This window comes from Rhodohalobacter barkolensis (assembly GCF_002834295.1).
In the GTDB taxonomy this organism is placed as follows: domain Bacteria; phylum Bacteroidota; class Rhodothermia; order Balneolales; family Balneolaceae; genus Rhodohalobacter; species Rhodohalobacter barkolensis.
Genome location: NZ_PISP01000001.1, coordinates 469,035 through 490,469, shown reverse-complemented (window position 1 = coordinate 490,469; position 21,435 = coordinate 469,035). Strand labels below are relative to the sequence as shown.

Here is a 21,435-nt window from a genome sequence, read left to right as displayed (position 1 = left end):
TAGGATTAATGTTGACTGCTTGATAGATGCTATGCCAAACGCGACTCGCGCAATTTAATGATATCAGTACAAGAAAATGTTACTCACTTCTTAAAATGTTCTCCATCTTTTTACCCCTGGCCAGCTCATCCACTACCTTATCGAGGTATCTTACCTGTTTCGTAAGTGGATTATCGATCTCCTCTACCCGATACCCGCAAATAACTCCTGTAATGAGGTGAGCATTCGGGTTCAAAGTAGCCTCACTAAAGAAATCTTTAAACGTAACTTTCCGATTAATGAGCTCTTGAATTTTATCATCATCAAAACCGGTCAGCCACTCGATGACCTGATGCAGCTCCTCTTTAGTTCTCCCTTTCTTCTCGACTTTGGTGATATAGTGCGGATATACGGATGCAAACGTCAGGTTTGCCATTCTCTCATTATGTTTCGGTGTTGGTTTCATACGAGTTGGTCCTTATGAGTTCTCCTTTCCCTTTAACAGTGACTCTGCCTGACCCATGTCCAAAAGACTGAGTCATTTTTCTGATAATACGTTCTCTCTTATTATTTACAGTAGTAACTACAGCAATGTTAATTGTCTGAAAATAATTCTTCAAGTTTCTCTTCCAGCTCCCGGCCATGAAGATCTTTGGCCACAATGATTCCGTTCTCATCCACAAGGAAATTCTTAGGCAGAGCCGTTACAGAATATTCTCTGGCGGTATCACTTTCGTAGCCGTCAACCGTGGAAACGTTGACCCAGGTTCTGTTGTCTTTCTCAATGGCCCCGATCCACCTCTCCTTTTCAAACTCAATACCAAACCCGAAAATCTCAAATCCGGAATTGTTGTAACGATCATACATTCTGCCCAGCTGGGCGCTTTCTGATCTGCACGGTCCGCACCAGCTCCCAAAAAAATCGATCAGGGTGTACTTGCCCATATTATCATAAAGAGATTGTTCCACTCCGGATGTATCGGGAGCCACAATTTCTGCCACTTCACCCCCAATGGAAACTTGTTCCAGTATTCTCACTTTCTCTGAAACAAGGTCAGCGACTCTCAGCCCTTGATGACGCTCAGAAAATTCGGCGGCGAGATTTTCGTAAAACTCCATGTCTCTGTCACCGTCCCATCGGACCATGGTTGGATAAATCGCGATCGATGTCCCCATCTTTTCAACTGCAGACCTAAGGGTGTCCCGGTAGGTCGCTTCCGCTCTAAGCACCCGATCACCAAGCCGTTCAATTCTCTCCGCATTGTCGGGATTATTCTCGGCCAGCATATCTTCCAGCTCAGACCGGATCGGGATCACGATATCGTTCAAGACCTCCAGCCGGAACTCTTCATACTCTTCATAAAGCTCCGTATCCGGTGAACCGGAGATTTCGTAATCCGTTGCTGAAGGAAAATTCATCGTAATATTTTGACCGGAATCAGCAATAAACGGAACCTCAAGAGAGTCGTGTATGATCAACCGATAGAAGTTGGGTTCAAGGCTGTAGGACTCTGAAAACACACCATCGGCCTCAACCGACAGGGTATCCACGATATCATACTCATTGGCGTTAAGTCCTTTCGCCTGATACAACAGGACATTCTCTATATCCATGTTATTTACATTCCCATCCAAGGTAAATACAGTTTCATTTGAATCCGTTGTACACGAGATGCACAACACGGCCGAAAGTGACAGGATAAAGAAAAACGTTTTAGATATCACAATGTTTAGATTAAACGATTGATGTTATGTCTAATATGAGCTTACAAGAAGAGATCAGAATTTCCGAATACAATTATATTAGATGACAGTACTCAATAACTTCTTACAAATAGTGGACTACTATAGTTCATAAGAGGTGTTTGAGTAGGTGGTTAACAGTTTGCCGGTCATGTGTTGTGGCCACAAAGTACAACTTCTTTCATTAAAGTCCGGTAACAACCATTGCCAATCCTGTAACACTGTGAAAGACAAAACCGAACTCAGGAGATAAACCTCATGTTTCTTATTGATAGGACAATCGACAACAAAAACATTCACAATATGAGTGATCAAACCGGGTTAAAACAGCAGCTTGTCAGCCACATTAGAGGCGGTCAGGCGTTTTCACCGATCGAAACCGTACTGAAGAAAATCAATTTTGAGGATCCTGGAAGAGTCTCTGATGGAATCCCTTACTCATTTTATCAGCAGTTTGCGAACATCCGCCTGGCTCAACTGGATATTTTAGAGTACTGCACGAAAGAGGATTAAACCGCGCCTGACCGGCGAATTAGCTTTAAAATGAAAGATCAACTAACTCATGGATATAGGTAATTATTCAGTAGAATTTAATGCTTTGACTTCATACTTATCCCCGGCTGCATTTGTATAGTACTTCCCATCAACCAGAGTTAGGTGGAGTTCCTGAGCTTGCTCTTTTTCTTTCCCTCCCAATTTCAATAGGATTGGAATGACTAAGGTTTCTAATCCTGTTAAAATGGCTAACACTGCAATGGATCGGAAAAAGATCGCACTTTCGGTTTCAAACCACATCACCACTATTATTAGAATAGCCAACAGGCCGATTGTTGTAGCAGTAGCCGGTTGAATCCATTTATGCCGTTTGTCAAGCTCCGGTAGAGCAAGAAGAAATGCGTGGGCAAAAGCTATAGATATCGTAATGAATGTTGCTGTAATCTTAAAAGAAAAATCATTCACAAATAAATTCCAAATACCTGATAACAGCAACACACCTGCTAATGCGGAACATGCTATACCGGCCGTTCCCAGCCAAACCAGACTTCGACGTTCAATGAACGCTGCACAAGCCATGGCGCAAATACTGGCTATCGAAATGGTGAAGGTTGTGGCCAGAATACGTTTTTGGGTTTCTCCGAACGAATCACTGAAAACAGCGAAAATTGCGACGAGAGCAGTTAACACAAGAAAGCCTATAAAGCCGCGAAGGAATATCTTCTTAACCTTGGAGTAATTCATATAGTATTTTTTAAATATTGAAACTTAACGGCATTGCGCATTACCGGAATGCAGAATTCGTTACACATGAAAGATTAACTAACAAATAAAAGAGAGGCAGGGGAATGGCAAATCCCGTCCGTATTTAGAATTACGATGATATTTTAACTCCGGTTATTTTCAGTACAGGATATTTTTTCCCTATACATGCCAATTCCCATTAATAAAAGACCGGGCCAAAAAGTAAACATAGCCATCATTCCCAAGAAAACAGGATTGGGGTTAGGATCGGCTGTTATACCAAGTTTAGCAGCTAACAAAGTGACCAAAAGTGGACCTGAACCTATAACCAGCAACATAAAACCGGTTAGGAATATTTTATTATCAAATGCTTGCTTAATTGTCATATAAACTTGATTGAGTTAGGGAAGCCTAACAGTCTGGTGTATCTGCCGGGCAATCAAATTTATTGTGCGGCAAGAAACTAAAACCGGTCGGCTGGAAGCACTTGTTAACGCAACCCCGCACTCGATTGAGTAGGATTTTGTCTAGCATGCCACACAGTTTGAATATAGATTTTATTCTCTTCTTTACGTATTCGGTAAATTACCCGATAGTATCCAAATATTAACTCTCTCAAATTTGGCTCATCATACTCAGGCACTACCCGGCCTGATTCCGGTTGTTCAATGAGCTGATCGGTTTTCTCAATAAGCTTTAACGCCCACTTTTCCGCAGTAACAAGATCACCCTGAGCGATGTAATCAACAAACTTGTTGAGTTTTCGTAGTGCCTGATTAGTCCAGACTATCTCCACTTGTCAAGGTTTTCTTTAATCTGTTTTTTGCCTCTTCGTGGGAGACGACTTCACCTCTTGCAATTTGTCGTTCTGCTTCGATCAACTCTTCCATTAAATCGATTTTATCAACCATTCGTTGATACTCTGATACATCAACTAAAACAGCTGCACTTTTTCCATGCTGTGTCAAAACAATGGATCTTTTTTGCTTTTTGATACGATCGATGAAATCTGCTGCATGCTTTCGAAATTCAGATAGCGGCTGGATATCCTGGTCTATTTCAATTCGTGCTGTTGCCATAATAGTCGGTGGTTTCTTTAAACGTATTTATAAAGTACAAAATTAATACGCAATGAGATAATGAAATGAATAAACGAGAAGTATTGATGAAGGGTACGTAACGATCAGCAATATAACCGATGGCTCAACCTCGTTGCGGTAAGAGGAACCCACAAAACCATTGTGAACCGCTACAAATTCACAGACCACAATAAAACCACCAAATCAAAAAGATTCAGCCCATTTTTTAGAGGGCTTTTTCAAAACCAGGGATTTTGTCATAGTTCAAGGCCATCCGCCTGTTGGCGGAGGAACCGGATCGTATTTACTATACGTGAGGATTTCGATTTCACAATAACGCCGAAATTGGACAAAAGAACGGTTTTGAAATGCCCTCTTATTGGACACTGAACGTCTTCCACAACTGCTCCCCTTCAGGCACCTGAACGATCCAGGCATACTCTCCGGGTTCATCAATTTCCAAGGAAAAGTAAGTGGCACTTTCACCGGGAACAGCGTCATAGGTGCTCACACCTCCAAGGAAATCGGCAGGTGCGGGTGCCCTGAGTCCTCCAACTCTGTACCAATCCATCCAGATGTTTACTTCATCCAGGTCGGTGTCTTCCTCCAGCTTGATCAGATGAATGTTATTATGAGCCGGATTTCCCTCAGAGTCTGCATCCATCCATACGGCAAAAGAGTGGAAACCGGTTTCAGCATTCCAATCAACATCGATTTCATTTTCCTGCAGTGTGATACTGTTATCAAACGAAGGTTCAGGGCTGTTTGCGGATTCCTCCGTGATGGTAAGCGGCCGGGTCATGCCGGCGGTTAAATGAATGATCCCTTCCTCCGTTTTGACCCAGCAATCTACTGAATAAAGTCCCGGGGCCAGGTACACCGTTTTTTCGGCTGACCTTCCCGGAGAAACCAGCCCCCTGGCGTTCACATACTCTACGCCATCGGCCCACTCGGGCAGCAGTTCATTTACGCGAGCCGAAATACCGGACCGTTCCACCTCACCGTTCTGAAATTCTTCCAGTAAAACTCCCCAAGCTCCCACATATTCATCCAAATATTCAGGGTATGTGACGCCTTCCGGAATACGGGCAAAACTTAACTCATGTATTTCATGCGCTTGCTGATTGTTTAAAACAAATGTAATCCACCCCGAGGGCAGTTCATCCGGTGCCTGGAATGCATAGTCGTATGCGGTTATTTCCGCCCTGTACTCCTGCTGATCCTGTGTGCCGCATCCCCACATTAAAATTGATACCAGGGTTATGCAGTGTAGATATTTGAGTCTATTCATTTTATTTGGTTGGATGGCAGAGTGTTAGTTAACGACCTACCGCATAACCGGTGCAGGTATCATGATTTTTAAGGCTAGCCATTTAAAAAATCATTGACAAGAAATTTAACCGAAGCCGTGGCTTCGTCCGCCGTTAATGCGGTTTTTAGGTTTAACTTATATGTGAATCTTCAACAATAACTTCTGGACAAATTGATTCAACTAAATCCATAATTAAGCCTTTATCTCTTGTATTCATTCGAGAGCCAAATATGATTTTCTTTAAATCTATATCTACAAATTGACTGCCGTCAATTGTAAAAACCCTCTCTTCTTCCTCATATTTCCAGGCTTGTAATTTGGTTGTTAAAATGTCAATTGCTGAATTTGTATTAAGGCTATTTAGATTAATTTTCATCGGACCGTCATAAAAAATAGATCGAACATTATACTTATTAGGATCAATTTCTACACCAAGTACAACTCCTCTGTGTCCATTCGCATAATGTGACCACATCACTGGACTTTGATAGTTATTTGATAGAGAGCAAATTCTAATTCTGTCCTTTTTATTATTAAGTATTTGCTGAATATCTTTGTTTACCCCATCAGAACTGCCAGTATATAAGTATTGTCCTTCCATTGGATCATTTAGTTCAAAATATCGTGCCGCATATAGTTTTTTCCTCACTAAGATGTCAACAAAAAATTTGAATTGTTCAATGGATCGATACTTATAAAGCATTGCAATTTTATTTCCGAATTACACCTAACATACAGTTCTAAGACAGAACCAACCCCTGCCTGCCTCAGAATATCTGTTTATACTGTCATTTGCAATTAAAGACTGTTATTCATGAGTTTACAGAAAAGGTCTTCTCAGATCAGTGTCCGTCAGTAGTAGAAAAATGACTTAACCGGTGGCCTTTTGCCCTACCCTGGTTCCGTTCGGGCCTGCCTTTCGGAATGGCTTGTTGAGGTGAACTAGCTCCTCCCCTGCAAAGAGAGATATCGGAGAGTTCGGGGATGCCCTATTGGGGAAACTTCACTCATCCGTCATGCAAAATTATGACCGATGCTTTTCCGGCAATCTTTGAACGCTGAAAAGTTCTCAGTTGTTAATTTAATAGAATAGTAGATAAAATTGTCCAAATTAAGGATCAGTGGCAACCCAAAGTCTTTGATGCTGATCATTCAATGAATACGGAGAGATATGATTGTTCACGAATTGTCATCATTTATCAAAAAAGCATCGTACGGTGATCTATCTGAAGAAGCCGTTAAACAACTTAAAATACGACTGCTCGATTCTATAGGAACTGCCATCGGCGCCATTGAAGGCGAGCCGGTACAAGCCATTCGCAGTATGATTGACGACTTTGGCGGCTCGGAGATAAGTACGCTGATCGGCGGTGGCAGAACAACCCCCGATCGCGCAGCTCTCTACAACAGCGGCCTGGTCCGCTACCTCGATTTTAACGACAGCTACCTTGCTAAAGGCGAGACCTGTCACCCAAGCGACAATATTGGTGCTATCCTCGCCGCGGGTGAAATGACGGGCTTAGGCGGCAAGGATTTTTTGACCGCATTGGCCGTCGCCTACCAGGTGCAGTGCCGCCTGAGTGACGAAGCACCCGTGCGGGATAAAGGATTTGACCACACCACACAGGGATCATATGCCGTGGCCGCAGGCGTTTCGAAGGCATTGGATTTGGATGAAGAGAAAACCGCCAACGCCATTGCCATAGCCGGCACTGCACTGAATGCCCTTCGGGTAACACGGACGGGCGCTCTTTCAAACTGGAAAGGTCTGGCCTACCCGCACACCGCTTTCGGCGGAACGCATGCGGCATTTCTGGCTAAATATGGAATAACGGGTCCGCCGGCCGTATTTGAAGGGAATAAGGGATTCATGGATTCCATCGCCGGAGAGTTCTCGATTGATTGGGAATCCGAAAACCTAGAACGAGTCACAAATACCATCATCAAAAAATATAATGCGGAAATCCATTCCCAATCGTCTCTTGAAGGGATCATTGAACTGAAGGAAGAGCACGGGTTTACAGCGGAAGAGGTGGATAAAGTTGAAATAGAAATCTTTGATGTGGCCTATCACATCATCGGCGGCGGTGAGGAGGGCGACAAGACGATTGTCCGCACCAAGGAGGAGGCCGACCACAGCCTGCAGTATATGGTTTCTGCGGCGCTGCTCGACGGCCCCGTGATGCCTGAACAGTATAAACGGGAGCGCATTGAAGCCGATGACATTCAGTCGCTGCTGCAGAAAGTGAAGGTAGCCCCGAATCAGGAGTACAGCGGCCGTTTCCCTGATGAAATGCCCGTTAAGCTGACGGTACATCTAAAGGACGGAAACAGCCATCAAATTGTAAAGAGAGACTATGAAGGTTTCCATACGCGTCCCATGAGCTGGGAAACCATCATCCAGAAATTTGAAAAGCTGGCTGATCCGTTTACCACGGCCGATTTACGAGAGGAAATCATCAACACAGTCCAAAACTTTGAAGAACGATCTGTAGACCAGCTGACAGAGCTGCTGGCAAAAGTTGAACGATCGTCCTGAATTAGGAACTCATAAAATTACTAAATCAAAATTCCAGAATCATGGCTAACGAAAAGACATTCGATTTTCTGAATAAAAATGAACGGGAATCCAAACCGAGAACGAAAGGCGTTACCGAGATACGCGGCCCCTACTATGATGTAATGGGCAAACGATATTTACAGGATATTATGGAGACGATGGGCGAGCATGTCGATTCCCTGAAGTTTTCCGGCGGCTCATTTTCCATCATGCCCAGAGAAGCCGTTACCGAACTCATTGACATCGCCCACGAGTATGACTCACTGGTATCCACCGGCGGGTTTATAGAGTATGTGCTAACCCAGGGCAAGGATTCAGTTGATAAGTACATTGAAACCTGCAAGGATTACGGCTTCGATATTATTGAAATCTCCGCAGGTTTCATCACCCTGCCCACCGACGACTGGCTGCGATTGATTGAGAAAGTTCAGCAAGCCGGACTGAAGGCCAAGCCTGAAATCGGAATACAGTTTGGTGCCGGTGGCGATACAGCCAAAGGCGAGCTGGAGAGTGAAGGAACGCTGGATACCGGCTACGCCGTAAAACAGGCGAAGCGTTTTGTTGATGCAGGCGCATATATGATTATGATTGAGTCGGAAGGAATCACCGAAAATGCCGACCCGTGGAGAACGGATGTACCCGCTGAGTTTATCAACGAAATTGGCTTGGAAAAGCTGATGTTCGAAGCTGCCGATCCGGAAGTCTTTGCCTGGTACATCAAAAATTACGGACCGGAAGTAAACCTCTTTGTTGATAACAGCCAGATCGTACAGCTCGAAACCCTGCGGCGCGGCATCTGGGGAACCAAGAGCCTTTGGGGACGCGTGCTGACTTATAAAGATTAACTGTGTCTACTGGAAGTTTTGTGCGTTCACTTGTTTCAAAGTGAACGCCTGGATTGTGCCTCAGCAGCTTTTAGAGGGTTCACATGTTTATTTGGCTGATTAGTAGACAGATCATACATAGACTTTAGCAACAGTCGGAAGATCAGAGGCACGTCTAAGTAATAGAATTCAAGTTAGTCTACTTGAGTGAAATGTAGAGTTTTTGCTTCGTGTGCAAAAGATGAGCGACTGCGTGCACTCACTTGCGTTCGTTTACTGCGCCTGCCCTCCGAAGTCTTGATGCAGGCGGGATCGAAATGACGATAATTATAACGTCACAGTGAGGGATGTAGCAATAAAAGAGTCAGCAGTTCGGCGCGTTTAAGCGTTTCCTCCACAAATATTTTTTCATGATAGGCGTGTGCCCCTTCACCCACGGCACCGAGGCCATCTATAGTCGGAGAGTATAGATTTGTAAAGTTTCCATCCGATACGCCTCCCGTTGCAGTCTCCTCCAGTTCCATATCCAGCTCCCTGCCCAAAGATTGGGTTATCTCCCACAAACGTTGGTTAGCTTCCTTTTTTTCCAGCGGCAGACGCCTGATTCCTCCTGATATTTTAACCTCAATCCCTTTTTCCTCAGATTTGAGATCATAAATTTGCTTATTGATCCGTTCCCCGTCCTCTTTTGTAGGAACCCGCAAATCCACTATGGCTTTACTTTTAGCAGCAATAACGTTTGCACGTTCTCCCCCCTCTATTTTTCCAATGTTAACATTAATGCCATTCAGGGGATCATTAAGTTCAATTAACTGCTGTACGATATTTGAGAGAGCCAGAATTGCACTTGAACCTTTTTCCGGGTCAAGACCTGCATGGGATGGAGTCCCTTTTATATCGATCTCATAAAGGCCGATTCCTTTTCGCTCTGTTTTGATCTTCCCCTCTCTTCCAAGCGCAGGTTCGAGAATAAATGTTCGTTCAGCCTGTTTAGCTTCCTCAACAATTATATCTTTCGACTCAAAACTGCCTATCTCCTCATCCGAACTGATGATAAATACAGGCTGTACATCCGGAGACCTGCCCAACTCTCTGATTGCCTTCATTGCAAAAATCATCATGCAAACACCCGCTTTCATGTCAAAGATACCCGGCCCTTTTCCGATATTATCTTCAATAGAGAAAGGCATCTCGTTGAGCGTCCCGGTATCCCAAACCGTATCAATATGTCCGACCAAAAGCTGGCTTGGGGCATCAGGATCAAAATCTTCCGGTTTGCAAACAAGCTCGCCCGCCGTAGTTTTACCCGGCCTGTGTTCAACGTTGTAATCCAAATCTTCAAAGCTTTTGCGAAGAATGCTGAAGACTTTTTTAAAAGAGGAAGGATCATCGGAGGGAGTTTCCTGCTCTACAAGTGAGCGCAGCAGTTCGATAAAATCAGCTTTATGCTCCAAAAAATAAGTATGGATTTCACGTCCCGATTCTGTCATGACCTGTAATTTATATTTTAAAGTCTTTAGGTAACGGAAATGTGTTGCTTTTTTTGATGATGCTGAACCGGCCGGGATGCAGATAGGCCAGCAGTGGGTTATTACTGATCAGGCTGGCATCATCGGCTTCAATCCCTTCTTTCCGGATTGCATCTTCGTGTACATACGCTGCTACAATCTTTCCCACAATCATCTCCCATTCTCCAAATTTACCCATGATTTCATGAAGAGTGCACTCGAATTGCAGATAGGAACCTTTGATAAACTTACCATCTATTTTTTGAGCATCTACTTTAGGGACCGTTAAAATAGCCGGTTTCTCATCTTCTTCGTCCCGGGATGACGCCGTAATACTGGAAAAAACCAGTTGATCGGATTGCGGGTAACTCACCGTAAAAACTTTCTCACGTTTGATATTTTGATACGTCGTCTTTCTGGGCGTACCCATAAAACCGATATAAGGCCCCATTCCCAACGGCATCGCCATGTGTTTAGGAGCCATATTATAATCCCCGTTTTTTTCCCTGCTTCCAATAACAAGTAAAGAGTGAACCATAAAAATTCGCTCCCAAAGATTGGGGTCATCTGTAATATCGATCATAGAGTTGGATTTTTGTTCAGACATACACTTGAATTTAATTTATTATGATATTTTCAAGATCCCATAAATCATCCAGTTCCAGGATTTCCAGAATTTCAAAAAAAATGGGCGGTGGTTTTTTAAGAAGTAAATCATTTCCGCTTTTTAACCACTCATGTAAAAAAATCACCCCTTCACTGTCTATAAAATTACAATTAATCAGATTAATAGTCAGTTTATTGATTCCCGGGGTCAGGCGGCTTTCAATCTTATTTTTTGTTCGCAGATTGAAATGGCTATGAATCGTGACTGATAAAACCTGCCCCTCTTTATGTGTGTCTATGATATTCATCTACAACAAGTGATTTAATTTTATTTCCGAAATCGGAGTAAATTTCAATAATGTCAGGATCAAGGGATGAATACACTTTTTGTAATCGAAGGTAATCGGATTGCCGGTGAAATTGAGGCATAAGTCCGGAGTAAATGAATTCTGATGACACCGCCTCTGAAAACTGTTCCGGCGTCGATTCATTCTCCAGTGGAAGATCCAGGTAAATAACACACGGATTTTTCTCCTCAAGGCTGCTGACCATATTCGAGAGTACCTCCTGAAAATCTTTGCCATATTTATTGACCACTATCAACGAGGTCAGGCTGGTATAGTTAACATTCAGATCTATATCTGACTTTTCAGCCAAGTGGGTGGATGTCACTTCTTTTGGTTCTACTTCTAATCTAAGTTCCTCATACGTCTCCAGAATAAAATCCTTGTATTTCTCAGGCAGATAGACTGATTTTTGCTTGGGATGTATAAGGGGTAAAAATTCAAGGGCAGCAGAAATCGGTTGTGGATAATCTTCATCAAATCCTTTGTACTTGATATTTTCTGAAAGGGCGAGCAAAATTGCCGTAGTTTCATATCCAAATTTGTGATTCACTTTTTGACTCACCAGATGGTTGGTCACCGCTTTGGCAAATAAAGCTGTCACACCCTGATCCTTTAGAATTTCGATGAGATGGTTCATCATCGAGGTCATCACCCCATTTCTTCGATAGCTGGGCGTTACAATAGCTTCTCCCAGTTCAGCAATATCCGAGTCCTCTTTTTGCATAACACCAAAATATCCAATCGCTTCCCCATCCTCTTTCCGGGCAATCACCCCGAGCTTTTCCTTACTTAATACAGCTTCCTCAATTTTTTTGGGTAAATACATATCCTCCTTGAAGTAACTGTACTCATACGTGCGGTAGAAAATTTTTGCTATTTCCTCTGCATCAGCAGACCGGATACGGCTCACTGTAAATTCATCAATATTCTTATGGGGAATCTCTTGTTCGTCACGGTCAATCTCCGGTTCACGCAAAGTTGCAGACTGTTGTAACAGTTCATCGATATCATGTATTTCTATTTTTTTGGACAACCTGAACTCTTTGCCCTCTTTGCCTTTGTTGATAAAGGAGAACTCATCACTAAGCTCCTTCATTAACAATAAACCTGCACCTTCGAAATTGCTTTCTTCCCGTGCCTTTTTAGCATCATATGTGTGTTTGTCCGGATCAAATGGTTCCCCCAATTCACTCACAACAATTTCCAAATTCGGGAAACTGTAGTGATATTCGATTTCAAAATTTTCCCGGCTGTTTTCAGGATAGGCAAACAGAATAATATCTGTGACAAGCTCACTTACAGCCACAGTAAAACGGATAGATTCCACTTTCGACAAACCATGATTTAAACACCAGCTGATCGTGAAATCACAAACAGGCGCTATGTTTTGTTCATTCGTTGGTATTTGTAATCTGCAAACCATGGTCATTATAAACGTTAACCAATAATCACAGAGTTTACAACGAATTCTACTCCGGCAACGATAGTATCTCTTTCGATTTTTGGTTCAAGGGGTAGATATTTATCAGAAAGCTTTGCGAATGGGATAATGAACCCCTCTCAGCAGCGTCTGGGCACTGTCGGCCTGCGGTGACATAAAACGAATCATGCCCCACCGTCTGCTGCATCACCTGGTTCGGCCCGCCGCGCACGTGCCAACCGTAACTCCCGGAGCATGGCACTTTTCTTGGACTGGTGGTCTTGCATCCGGCGCAAGACATCGTCAAGCACCAAGACTGCATTGAGCACATGCGGGCCCTTGTTGAGCATGACACACTCGGCCCGGTCGCCCATTGCGGCGTCGGTGATTTCTGCCATCGTAGGCATCCCTTCCTTAGCGAGCATTTCCAGAACCTGCGTCGCCCAGATCACAGGAACGTGGGCGGCCTCGCAGATCCAGAGGATCTCCTCCTGTACTTCCGCCAATCTCTGGAAGCCGCACTCGACGGCCAGATCGCCGCGGGCAATCATCACCCCACAGCACGGAGACCGCATGGCGGTGAGCAGCATGTCCGGTAAGTTGTCGAAACCCCGCCGTGTCTCGATTTTCAGCACGATGGCGGGCGAGCGACTGGTCAGCCGCTTGAGGTTCTTTTGGAGTGATTCCACGTCCTCCGAGCAGTTTGCGAAGGAGAGTTCGACCACATCGGCGTGTTTGGCAACGAAGGTCAGATCCTCGAGATCTTTGGCGCCCAGTGCCGGCAGTCGTAAGTTGCTTTCGGGGAGGTTGATCCCCTTATCAGCTCGCAATTTCTCGCCGCCCAATCGGGTCCGTGTGATCCGGATTAGAACCCGCTCGGTCTCCACTTTCTCGATCATGCCGCAGATCTTACCGTCGTCGAAGCAGATCGACTCGCCAAACTGGACAGTGTCGAACACCTCGGGAATGGTGCAACCGATCACTGCGGGTGTGAGCACCTGACCCGCACCATTGCGCGTGGCAGGGCGGCCCGGCTCGAGGTTCCGCGTTAAGATGAGTTGGTCACCTTCCTGCAGGTCAATGGCGTTCTCGGTCGGCGGAATAGCCCCAATCACGCCCTCTCGATCATCCCCCTCGCGTTCGTGCCGCAGGACGATACCGGGGTCGATGTAAACCGTCTTGCTGGCCTCCGCCCAGCAACCTCCGGCCATCACATCGGAGACCACCAGGGTTCGTTTGGAGTCCCGTGTGTCGGTGAACTTCACCTTGTCCCCCGGTCGAAGACGCGCCAGCCACATTTCCGGGACCGGAAGACACGCATCGGCCCGCGACGGGGCGGGTCGGGGAGCCGTACCGGCAGTCAGCCAGATGCGGGCCGGAGTCTTGACCCGGCCAAACACGTCACGGCGTGGGCGAACCCGAATCACCGCAGGACCCGGCTCGAGCGGGCCGGTTCGTAACTTGGGCCCCGACAGATCCATGAACACACGGCAAGACCGCCCGAGTTCTTGCTCGGCTCGCCTCAAATGTTCGATCATCCGCGCCCATGCCACGGCGTCATCGTGAGCGCAGTTGATTCGCATACCATCCATTCCCCGCTGCAACAGTTCATGAACAAGGGTGTAATCATCCGCCGCCTCGCTCGGCATGGTGACCATGATCCGAACCCTGCGCGCCGGCTTCGCGGGACCGAACATCGCTTCGGTATGATCCGCCAGCAACCGCTCTCCGGTTTCAAAATCGATAGGTGCGGCCTCTGGCGCTATTGCCTGTCGGGGGGATCCGGTCAGTCGGTAGAGAATTTCCAGAACCGCATCGACCGTGGCAAGAACGTGCGACTCGGCGCGCCCGAGCGAAGAAAGCCCCAGCGCGGCCAACCGTAGTTGCAACGGGCGGAGGTCGCGACGCCGGAGGGCGAGGTAATGAAGGAGGTTGCGCGCGCTATCCCGATAATTGGCGTGAACCTGATCGAGGCGTGGCGCCGACTGCGACGCATCGGCAATCATCTCCGCACGGATGGACTTGAGTTCCTCGATGACTTGCGCGGGGCTCTCTTTTCCCGGCCAAAGATCACTTTCACTGAGTTTAATAGTCAAAAGGCCTCCTCTCTTAGTGCCGAACATATATTAAACGACAGAACTCACACCGCTCCGTCTTTCGCAGAATATCTGTTTAAAGCGTTATTTGCAATTAAAGCTTGTTGTTTAGGAGTTTATATGTCACAATTCTACCGATCAAATTTCGGTCAAGGTTTTAAAACGACACATTCAGCCGTTTGCCTATAAAAGAGGATATGTATACTGATAACACAGCTAAATCGCTTTTGCCTCTGAAGAAGAGGGTTAGGAATCAGCGTTCTTGTCAATACAAGTCGAACAAATCGTTAATCGTAATTCCGGGTTTCTTTAATCACTGTAAAGATCAAGCTGTGAACATAATCACATTCATGTAGTGAGTGATATCCTGACAAATTTTAAGCTACCAGGGTAAGTTAAGCTCTTTTACTTCGTCGCGATAAAAGGCCTCAAGCTTTTCAACAAGCTCTTTTGATACAGGATGCTTCAGGCTTTCCAGGTTACTTTTTAGCTGCAAAATATTTTTATTGCCGGGAATAACCGTGGAAACCGCATCGTATGCCAGGCAAAACGAGAGTGCCGTGTGCACAAGATTCCGTTCATCATCGAGAATCTCTTTTAATTTCTGAACTAACCCGGTCCTGGTTTTGATATCCTCGCGCGACCATCGATCCCTGATATCCCGGAACGTGCTCTCTTCACTGTATTTACCGGACAGCCACCCAGAATCGAGCGGAATTTTCACAATGATTCCCACGTCTCTCTTTTGAGCTTCATCGAACGCCACTGCCGCTTCTTGATGAAAAATATTGAAGAATGCTTCGATCACTTTACTCTCTGTTGTCTCCATGAGAAGTTTCATCTCTTCGCTGGTGTCTAAGGAGGCACCGTAGGCTTTTATTTTACCCTCATCTTTTAACTGCTCCAATACTTCGTAATGGTCGTTTTTATTCCCATCCAGAATTTCAAAAGGCGGGTTGTGAAGTATCAGGGAATCAACATAATCCATCTGAAGCCGGCGGAGACTCCCCTCCAATGATTCGCGAATGGAATCGGATGCATAATTCAGATCTCCGGAAGCTGTATGGCCAAATTTCGTATTGATAACGATCTGATCTCTGTCAACTCCCTTCAGCGCCTTGCCAAGCCGCTCTTCACTTGTTCCAAATCCATAATTGGGGGCAGTATCAAAAAAATTAACCCCAAGCTCTACGGATTTTTTGACCAATTCTATGGCTTCCTTCTCACTTGGACTTTCCCAATCGGAACTCTCTCCCAGTTGCCAGGTGCCCAGGCCAATTTCTGAAACCGGAGGTGCACTGTTGATGAATTTGTTGTACTTCATAATGATGTTTTTTTGATCGAATATGGATGAAAAATGTTTGCCCCTCTACCTAATGTTACCTCTTAATTATGAACCTCTGATTAAGGCCACCCCCTTCAATCTCGCTTACACGGTATAAAAAAAGAAAAACTCCCCGGCCTTGATTGGTGGAGCTCATTTTTTGAACGCGCCAGCGAAATAGCGTGTTTTGCATCAAATCGCGGGAGACGTCACAATATCGGCTTCCCCGGTAGCAATCGATGTTGTGTAACCGCGCGGGCAAACCAGGCCCGGAAGCAATCACAGTCCGCGTCCCGAGACCTCGGGATGATTACTTTTGGCGGCCCAAAAGTAATATGAAAGATGTGATACCTAATACTTTTTAGATAATTTTTGAGCAAAATCATTGCTTAGGTCATCCCCCTCAATCCCCCTTCGAAGGGGGATACTTTAAATGCTCTTGAAAATAGAAAAGGCGTGAGTGTTTAAACCCACGCCTTTAATATTAGTCAGTATTCGTATCTAAAAAGGAGTTCTTAGAGAATCGCCTTCATGTAGTCTCTTCGCATCTCTGCAATTGCTGAAATGCTGATTCCTACCGGACAAACCGCTTAGCTCAGCCGGATATTTTAGAGTTCTGCATGATGGAAGATTTCGCCGTGCCTGGGCGGCCTGATGAGTACTGGCCGGAGGAGTTTGAACCGGAATCCCGAAACGACCGGGAAAGGATAAAATGTAACTGCTTCTCGGAATGGGATGCGTTTTGCGATCTAGTCTACCGCCCGGACACAGATTTGATGAAGCCGTTTGAAGCGATCAACAAACACAATTTATATCGCGAGGCCGGAATACGCTCATACTGTGTTGACACCTGTAGCCTTATTCATCTACTGTGATACTGTTATTATTTCTTTCAGCATCCAGTATCAAATAGTTCGGGTCCAGCACCAATCGATGAGGTTTAGACGTCATTTCGATCCGTATTGTATTTTTATTCTCACTTGGTAAAATAGGTAACAGCCGAATTAATTCACCCTGCTGGTCATATACTCCAAGTTCGATGGGCCTTTGATAAAACCCGGTTATAGACTTTTCCAGTTCATACGGTTTAACATTGTATTCCACTTCCACCAGCCAGCCATTTTGATCTTCCCTGCTCATCTCTGCTGATAGGATCTCAAGATTATAGGTTATCGATTTGTTGAGGTTTTCTTCAATGATAATAGCTGAACTGTCCGGCGTATTTTGCTCAAGCATTTCAAAAAAATTGAGCGACGTTGAGTACCTGTCAGATTCAGCAAACTCCCTGAAAAATTCGGATAAAAAATCATGAAACTTTTCCCGTCCAAGCCCATGCGCTATCGCATTTAAAGCAGCCGCACCTTTGCCGTAAGAGATGTAGTTCTGACCATAATCAACCAAAACCAATGGATTTTCCTCACCTTGTTCATTTGCTCTGCCTCTGAAATATCGTTCGTGTTGTACTTTCAGAAAGTTACGTGCAGCATCGTCTCCAAATCTTTCCTTAAAAATTTGCAGTGTCAGATATTCTGTGATGCTTTCCGTTAGAAAGAGTGCTCCCGGGGAATCTTTTGGAATAAGCTTATTACCAAACCAATGATGCGTCATCTCATGCGCTGCCACATAGAAAGGGAAATTAATTTTTTCGGCTTGATTCGTATTCACCCCAAAAACCGATTCTGACATGATTATGGAATTGGTCTTCAGGGTGCTGAAACTGCCTTCAGTCAAAGGATATTCAATAATGTTGATCTTCTTTTCACTCGGAGTATACCCGAACAGTTCATGATTGAATTCAAGTGATGCTTTCACCCCGGATGCTATGGCTTCAAGATTCTGTGTATGGCCCGGATGGTGATATATCGTAATGAGAGTATCATTCCAGTAATCTTTGTAAGTATCAAACTTGCCGGAATTAAAATGAAAATTGAACTTCACCGGTTTTGTAGTTTCATAAGAAAAGTAATTCCGTCCATTTTCCTGCCAATCTTTTATCAGGCTTCCGTTCGTAAAAGCAACCTGATCAGCTGATGTGCTAATGGTTGCACTGTAGCTTACCAAATCACTATCCCAGGATTGATAGTGATTATTCACATGGTCGCTGCTGTCCGGAGATTGCAAGCCCTGCCCCAAAAAATATCCGATTCTTGGGAGTATATCCTGAGTCAGAAAGGTGCCACTACTAAGCACCCCGGAATTCCTCTGAAATAACGTATTGGGTCTGTTTTTAACATTAAAGTGCATACGAATTGAATCCCCCGGCATTAAAGAACCGCTTAGTTGGGCAACGTAAAAATGTAAGGGTGGGAAAGAATCAATTTCCCGGCCGAGAGTTTCCAACCGGTACTCTGTTATTTCATCCATACTTGTCTTGATAAGGATGGTATCAATAGGCACATCTGTTCTGTTTACCAAAACGTACTCACCATCTAAGGTGAAATCATGTTTTTCGGGATAGAGGTCTACACGCAATGAAACTGCGCTTATTCTTGGCTGAGGAAGGTCCTTCAATACGTGAAATTTTTCTGTGAATTCGGATAGCACCTTTTGACTTTCATCCACCTTGTAAATTGATGTTTCGCCATCGATTATGATGTAAGAAACCATAAGTAGTGGTAGTAGCAGAAGCCCCGAAAAAGCCAGCCTTTTTCTGTCGGCACTATTTTTAACTGCAGCCCATTTTATCTTTAAAGAGTCCACTTGAACTCTGGGCCACACCCTGATTGCAGCTAAAAGCAACAGAATTCCCCAGAGAAACCAGTAGGTCTGCACGACTATTCGGCCGACCAAAGCAGACCCATATCCAATGAAATCACTGTATTCAAGTAACGGAAAGGTATTGAATTGAAGCAGTTTTGAGGTGATACCAAGCTGTTCATATCCGAATTGAGCAAGCCACGCCAGCAACAGGATAAACAACCCTGAGTAGAGATGGCGGGTTACACTAAACACAAAAACGGAAAGCAGTGCCCAAACAGCCAAAACAGGTGCATGTAGAATGAAAAGAGCGAAGAAATAGTGAGTAAAATCAAAATGAAAATATCCGTTGAGGATCTGCATAGATATGCCGGCACCCATAAATAGTAAAAGCAGCACGAATTGAATGAGAATAAGACTAACTGTTTTTGAAAGAATGATAGTAGATGTGGGGACTGAAGTACTGTATATGAGTGGCTCCATACCGGAATCCTTTTCCAGTAACATGAGCATGCCGGAAAATATGAAGGTTGCAAAAACGACTAACATCATATAAAACAGAACAGGAATTTGAAGAATCAGTCGAGTAAGTGGCAGCATGGTTAATTCTCCAGAGTACAATATTCTATTCAGCATGAATAGCATCAGTAACAAGCCCATCAGCGCGAAGGAGATGAAAATCCAGTGCCTCATAACATAGCTGACCTGGTACCTGACCATCGTGTAAAGTTGAAACAGAGTCTGTTTAAAACCGCTGAGTGGCTCAAATTGCATTACTTTTTCAGGATGAGTTTTACTTATGCCTGGTCTTGATTTAATGACTCTTTTTCGGGAAAGTGAAATATCTAGCCCAAATTGGCTCAGGGAGAACTTTCTGTACGTAATAAATCCGGCACTTATTCCAACTCCAAGCCACACAATTCGGTTGTAGATCAATGTCCGGGAAATGCTCAAAGGCAGTTGATTTTTTTCAGCAAGTGTCCAAAAACGCGTATGATCCAGCGAAGCGTACTTTCCGAATGGATCCAGTAGAGCAACTAAAAAATTGGATTGATGGAACATATTCTCAACAAGACCCTGGAAAGATATTAATATTAACACGACCAAAAATCCTGCGTAGATATTTCTAAACAAAGCAACCACTGAGAAAACCAAAAGGCCAAATACAAAGAGATTTGGCAGTAAAATGAAACCATAGCTAAATAAATATCCTTGGATGCTGGTCGAAGTGATGTACGGACTCCCTTCACCCAGAACAAATTCCCCCGAAATAAATGCCGCCAAGGGCAACAATGAAAGAAAACAAACCAGCAAGAAAGAGCACATAAACTTTGCATTTAAGTACGTTCCTTTACCAATTGGATAGGAATAGATTAACCTGAATACATCGTGCTGAAAATCTTTGTAGATCGTTGAGCCAATTATAGCAGCGACCAGAAAAAGCAGGAACTTCCCAATAAGATGTAAGAAGGATGTTATTTGGAAAGGTGAGTTGAGGTAGAGCAGAGTTTTGGTCTCTTCAACGATAGTTCCGTCAAAATATCCCCCGGTTCCAATAAATAGAAACAGTGGGATAACGTAACAGCATCCTGCAATAAGGTAGAAAGCGGGCTTTTTTAGCCATACTTTCATTTCATATCTAAAAATGGCTGAGAAAGTCATTTTGAATCACCCAGAGTGAGAAAATAGACATCCTCAAGGGTTGGAGGCGCCGGACGAAAATCACCGGTAGGTTTTTCTGTTGCAAATACCCTCGCTAATAGCTGATTGTCGTCACTAAAATTTTCAGAAATGACCGTATGCTTCCTTTTTAGAATCGGGTTCCCGGCTTTCGTTACTTTAGTTTGCCATATGGTTCCTTGCAGATCATCGATAGCTTGCCGGGGCGACTGGTGTTTGAGAATTTTGCCATGGTTTATAATGGCCATGTCATTACACAACTCCCTCACATCTTCAACAATGTGGGTAGAAAAAATGACCGTGTTTTCCGTACCAACAGCACGCAGTACATTTAAAAAACGCTTTCGTTCAGAAGGATCAAGACCTGCAGTGGGTTCATCCACAATGATAAGTGAAGGACGATTCAGAAGTAGCTGGGCGATTCCAAAGCGTTGTTTCATTCCACCTGAATACTCGCTGACAAATTGATCCTGAACATCCGTTAAATTGGTTAAATCCAATACCTCGTCAACGATCTGTGTTCGCTGTTGTTTGTTTGAAATCCCCTTTAATACCGCCATATAATGCAAGAGAAATTTAGCGCTCTCTTTTGGATACACGCCGAAAGATTGTGGCAAATAGCCCAGCCTGCTTCGGAGATCTTTGGGGTTTTGCAGAATATCTATTCCCTGAAAAGTGATATGTCCTGAATCGGCAACCTGCAGCGTGGCCAGAATCCGCATGAACGTTGATTTACCGGCTCCGTTGGGGCCAAGCAGTCCAAACATACCTTTGCCAATTTCAATGGAGAGGTCATCGAGTGCTGTAACTCCATTTTTGTGGCTTTTCTTTATATTATTGACAACAAGACTCATGATGGAATTTCTTTTGATTTCCTGACACAGGCTGTCAGGTTAGTGAAATGTTCACCACAAGAATACGATACCGGAAGGTAAGTTGACGACGTTCAAGAGGTACAAAGAGTCTCAAAAGAAGATTTGAAACTGATTTGATAGTAAAAAGGCCTCTCTTTGTGGTTTGA

General features: G+C 44.4%; 20 protein-coding genes. 4 read left to right on the top strand and 16 right to left on the bottom strand.

All coding sequences use genetic code 11. From position 1 onward, the window contains the following. Nucleotides 1-79: 79 nt before the first annotated feature. Both CWD77_RS01965 and CWD77_RS01960 read right to left on the bottom strand, forming a co-directional pair. Complete coding sequence (locus CWD77_RS01965; protein ID WP_101071547.1) at nt 80-445, bottom strand: DUF2200 domain-containing protein; 366 nt, start codon at nt 443-445, stop codon at nt 80-82. Nucleotides 446-573: 128 nt separating this feature from the next. Next, nucleotides 574-1,662 (bottom strand): TlpA disulfide reductase family protein, encoded by a 1,089-nt coding sequence (locus CWD77_RS01960; protein ID WP_276307515.1) that lies wholly within the window; start codon nt 1,660-1,662, stop codon nt 574-576. A gap of 363 nt (nt 1,663-2,025) precedes the next feature. Between CWD77_RS01960 and CWD77_RS01955 the strand changes: the two genes are divergently transcribed. After that, nucleotides 2,026-2,235 (top strand): hypothetical protein, encoded by a 210-nt coding sequence (locus CWD77_RS01955; protein ID WP_133120148.1) that lies wholly within the window; start codon nt 2,026-2,028, stop codon nt 2,233-2,235. 63 nt (nt 2,236-2,298) lie between these two features. On the opposite strand, the gene CWD77_RS01950 is transcribed toward CWD77_RS01955, so the two are convergent. The 6 genes from CWD77_RS01950 to CWD77_RS01925 all read right to left on the bottom strand — a co-directional run bounded on the left by CWD77_RS01950 (nt 2,299) and on the right by CWD77_RS01925 (nt 5,953). Then, entirely contained in the window at nt 2,299-2,961 is a 663-nt protein-coding gene (locus CWD77_RS01950; RefSeq protein WP_101071544.1) for a hypothetical protein, read from the bottom strand. 143 nt (nt 2,962-3,104) lie between these two features. After that, entirely contained in the window at nt 3,105-3,347 is a 243-nt protein-coding gene (locus CWD77_RS01945; RefSeq protein WP_101071543.1) for a hypothetical protein, read from the bottom strand. 104 nt (nt 3,348-3,451) lie between these two features. Then, complete coding sequence (locus tag CWD77_RS01940) at nt 3,452-3,757, bottom strand: type II toxin-antitoxin system RelE/ParE family toxin (RefSeq protein ID WP_101071542.1); 306 nt, start codon at nt 3,755-3,757, stop codon at nt 3,452-3,454. Next, nucleotides 3,738-4,040, bottom strand: a complete 303-nt coding sequence (locus tag CWD77_RS01935) for a type II toxin-antitoxin system Phd/YefM family antitoxin (protein WP_101071541.1) — start codon at nt 4,038-4,040, stop codon at nt 3,738-3,740. Before CWD77_RS01935 ends, CWD77_RS01940 begins: the two co-directional genes overlap by 20 nt. 376 nt (nt 4,041-4,416) lie before the next feature. Further along, a complete protein-coding gene (locus CWD77_RS01930) occupies nt 4,417-5,331 on the bottom strand; it encodes a hypothetical protein (protein ID WP_133120147.1) in 915 nt (304 codons plus the stop codon). 151 nt (nt 5,332-5,482) lie between these two features. Continuing rightward, the gene (locus tag CWD77_RS01925) at nt 5,483-5,953 is read right to left on the bottom strand and encodes a DUF2971 domain-containing protein (protein WP_165779050.1); all 471 of its coding nucleotides are present in this window, start codon (nt 5,951-5,953) and stop codon (nt 5,483-5,485) included. A 570-nt stretch (nt 5,954-6,523) separates the two neighbouring features. Between CWD77_RS01925 and CWD77_RS01920 the strand changes: the two genes are divergently transcribed. Further along, a complete protein-coding gene (locus CWD77_RS01920; protein ID WP_101071538.1) occupies nt 6,524-7,891 on the top strand; it encodes an MmgE/PrpD family protein in 1,368 nt (455 codons plus the stop codon). Between the two features lie 41 nt (nt 7,892-7,932). Next, complete coding sequence (locus tag CWD77_RS01915; protein WP_101071537.1) at nt 7,933-8,757, top strand: phosphosulfolactate synthase; 825 nt, start codon at nt 7,933-7,935, stop codon at nt 8,755-8,757. Between the two features lie 314 nt (nt 8,758-9,071). On the opposite strand, the gene CWD77_RS01910 is transcribed toward CWD77_RS01915, so the two are convergent. From CWD77_RS01910 to CWD77_RS01885, 6 genes are all read right to left on the bottom strand, one after another. Further along, on the bottom strand, nt 9,072-10,226 hold the full coding sequence (locus CWD77_RS01910) for a M20 family metallopeptidase (RefSeq protein WP_101071536.1): 1,155 nt from the start codon (nt 10,224-10,226) through the stop codon (nt 9,072-9,074). Nucleotides 10,227-10,236: 10 nt separating this feature from the next. Then, nucleotides 10,237-10,851, bottom strand: a complete 615-nt coding sequence (locus CWD77_RS01905; RefSeq protein ID WP_101071535.1) for a flavin reductase — start codon at nt 10,849-10,851, stop codon at nt 10,237-10,239. 10 nt (nt 10,852-10,861) lie between these two features. After that, nucleotides 10,862-11,158 (bottom strand): STAS domain-containing protein, encoded by a 297-nt coding sequence (locus tag CWD77_RS01900; protein ID WP_101071534.1) that lies wholly within the window; start codon nt 11,156-11,158, stop codon nt 10,862-10,864. Next, nucleotides 11,136-12,620 (bottom strand): GNAT family N-acetyltransferase, encoded by a 1,485-nt coding sequence (locus CWD77_RS01895; protein WP_165779049.1) that lies wholly within the window; start codon nt 12,618-12,620, stop codon nt 11,136-11,138. Before CWD77_RS01895 ends, CWD77_RS01900 begins: the two co-directional genes overlap by 23 nt. 182 nt (nt 12,621-12,802) lie before the next feature. After that, nucleotides 12,803-14,713: a pyruvate kinase gene (locus tag CWD77_RS01890; RefSeq protein ID WP_206017926.1), complete on the bottom strand. Its 1,911-nt coding sequence runs from the start codon at nt 14,711-14,713 to the stop codon at nt 12,803-12,805. A gap of 382 nt (nt 14,714-15,095) precedes the next feature. After that, complete coding sequence (locus CWD77_RS01885; protein WP_101071531.1) at nt 15,096-16,037, bottom strand: aldo/keto reductase; 942 nt, start codon at nt 16,035-16,037, stop codon at nt 15,096-15,098. 620 nt (nt 16,038-16,657) lie between these two features. On the opposite strand from CWD77_RS01885, the gene CWD77_RS01880 reads away from it, so the two are divergent. Next, nucleotides 16,658-16,912 (top strand): hypothetical protein, encoded by a 255-nt coding sequence (locus tag CWD77_RS01880; protein ID WP_133120146.1) that lies wholly within the window; start codon nt 16,658-16,660, stop codon nt 16,910-16,912. Here CWD77_RS01880 and CWD77_RS01875 read toward each other — a convergent pair. Then, nucleotides 16,896-20,366, bottom strand: a complete 3,471-nt coding sequence (locus CWD77_RS01875) for a M1 family aminopeptidase (RefSeq protein ID WP_165779048.1) — start codon at nt 20,364-20,366, stop codon at nt 16,896-16,898. The genes CWD77_RS01880 and CWD77_RS01875 overlap by 17 nt on opposite strands. Nucleotides 20,367-20,392: 26 nt before the next feature. After that, complete coding sequence (locus CWD77_RS01870; protein ID WP_101071528.1) at nt 20,393-21,268, bottom strand: ABC transporter ATP-binding protein; 876 nt, start codon at nt 21,266-21,268, stop codon at nt 20,393-20,395. Nucleotides 21,269-21,435 lie beyond the last annotated feature (167 nt).

What these genes read in the sequence shown, in the direction of transcription:
- CWD77_RS01965 (WP_101071547.1), bottom strand. Translation starts at nt 445, where the DNA reads ATGAAACCAACACCGAAACATAATGAGAGAATGGCAAACCTGACGTTT.
- CWD77_RS01955 (WP_133120148.1), top strand. Translation starts at nt 2,026, where the DNA reads ATGAGTGATCAAACCGGGTTAAAACAGCAGCTTGTCAGCCACATTAGA.
- CWD77_RS01950 (WP_101071544.1), bottom strand. Translation starts at nt 2,961, where the DNA reads ATGAATTACTCCAAGGTTAAGAAGATATTCCTTCGCGGCTTTATAGGC.
- CWD77_RS01945 (WP_101071543.1), bottom strand. Translation starts at nt 3,347, where the DNA reads ATGACAATTAAGCAAGCATTTGATAATAAAATATTCCTAACCGGTTTT.
- CWD77_RS01935 (WP_101071541.1), bottom strand. Translation starts at nt 4,040, where the DNA reads ATGGCAACAGCACGAATTGAAATAGACCAGGATATCCAGCCGCTATCT.
- CWD77_RS01930 (WP_133120147.1), bottom strand. Translation starts at nt 5,331, where the DNA reads ATGAATAGACTCAAATATCTACACTGCATAACCCTGGTATCAATTTTA.
- CWD77_RS01925 (WP_165779050.1), bottom strand. Translation starts at nt 5,953, where the DNA reads ATGGAAGGACAATACTTATATACTGGCAGTTCTGATGGGGTAAACAAA.
- CWD77_RS01920 (WP_101071538.1), top strand. Translation starts at nt 6,524, where the DNA reads ATGATTGTTCACGAATTGTCATCATTTATCAAAAAAGCATCGTACGGT.
- CWD77_RS01915 (WP_101071537.1), top strand. Translation starts at nt 7,933, where the DNA reads ATGGCTAACGAAAAGACATTCGATTTTCTGAATAAAAATGAACGGGAA.
- CWD77_RS01910 (WP_101071536.1), bottom strand. Translation starts at nt 10,226, where the DNA reads ATGACAGAATCGGGACGTGAAATCCATACTTATTTTTTGGAGCATAAA.
- CWD77_RS01905 (WP_101071535.1), bottom strand. Translation starts at nt 10,851, where the DNA reads ATGTCTGAACAAAAATCCAACTCTATGATCGATATTACAGATGACCCC.
- CWD77_RS01900 (WP_101071534.1), bottom strand. Translation starts at nt 11,158, where the DNA reads ATGAATATCATAGACACACATAAAGAGGGGCAGGTTTTATCAGTCACG.
- CWD77_RS01895 (WP_165779049.1), bottom strand. Translation starts at nt 12,620, where the DNA reads ATGGTTTGCAGATTACAAATACCAACGAATGAACAAAACATAGCGCCT.
- CWD77_RS01885 (WP_101071531.1), bottom strand. Translation starts at nt 16,037, where the DNA reads ATGAAGTACAACAAATTCATCAACAGTGCACCTCCGGTTTCAGAAATT.
- CWD77_RS01880 (WP_133120146.1), top strand. Translation starts at nt 16,658, where the DNA reads ATGATGGAAGATTTCGCCGTGCCTGGGCGGCCTGATGAGTACTGGCCG.
- CWD77_RS01875 (WP_165779048.1), bottom strand. Translation starts at nt 20,366, where the DNA reads ATGAAAGTATGGCTAAAAAAGCCCGCTTTCTACCTTATTGCAGGATGC.
- CWD77_RS01870 (WP_101071528.1), bottom strand. Translation starts at nt 21,268, where the DNA reads ATGAGTCTTGTTGTCAATAATATAAAGAAAAGCCACAAAAATGGAGTT.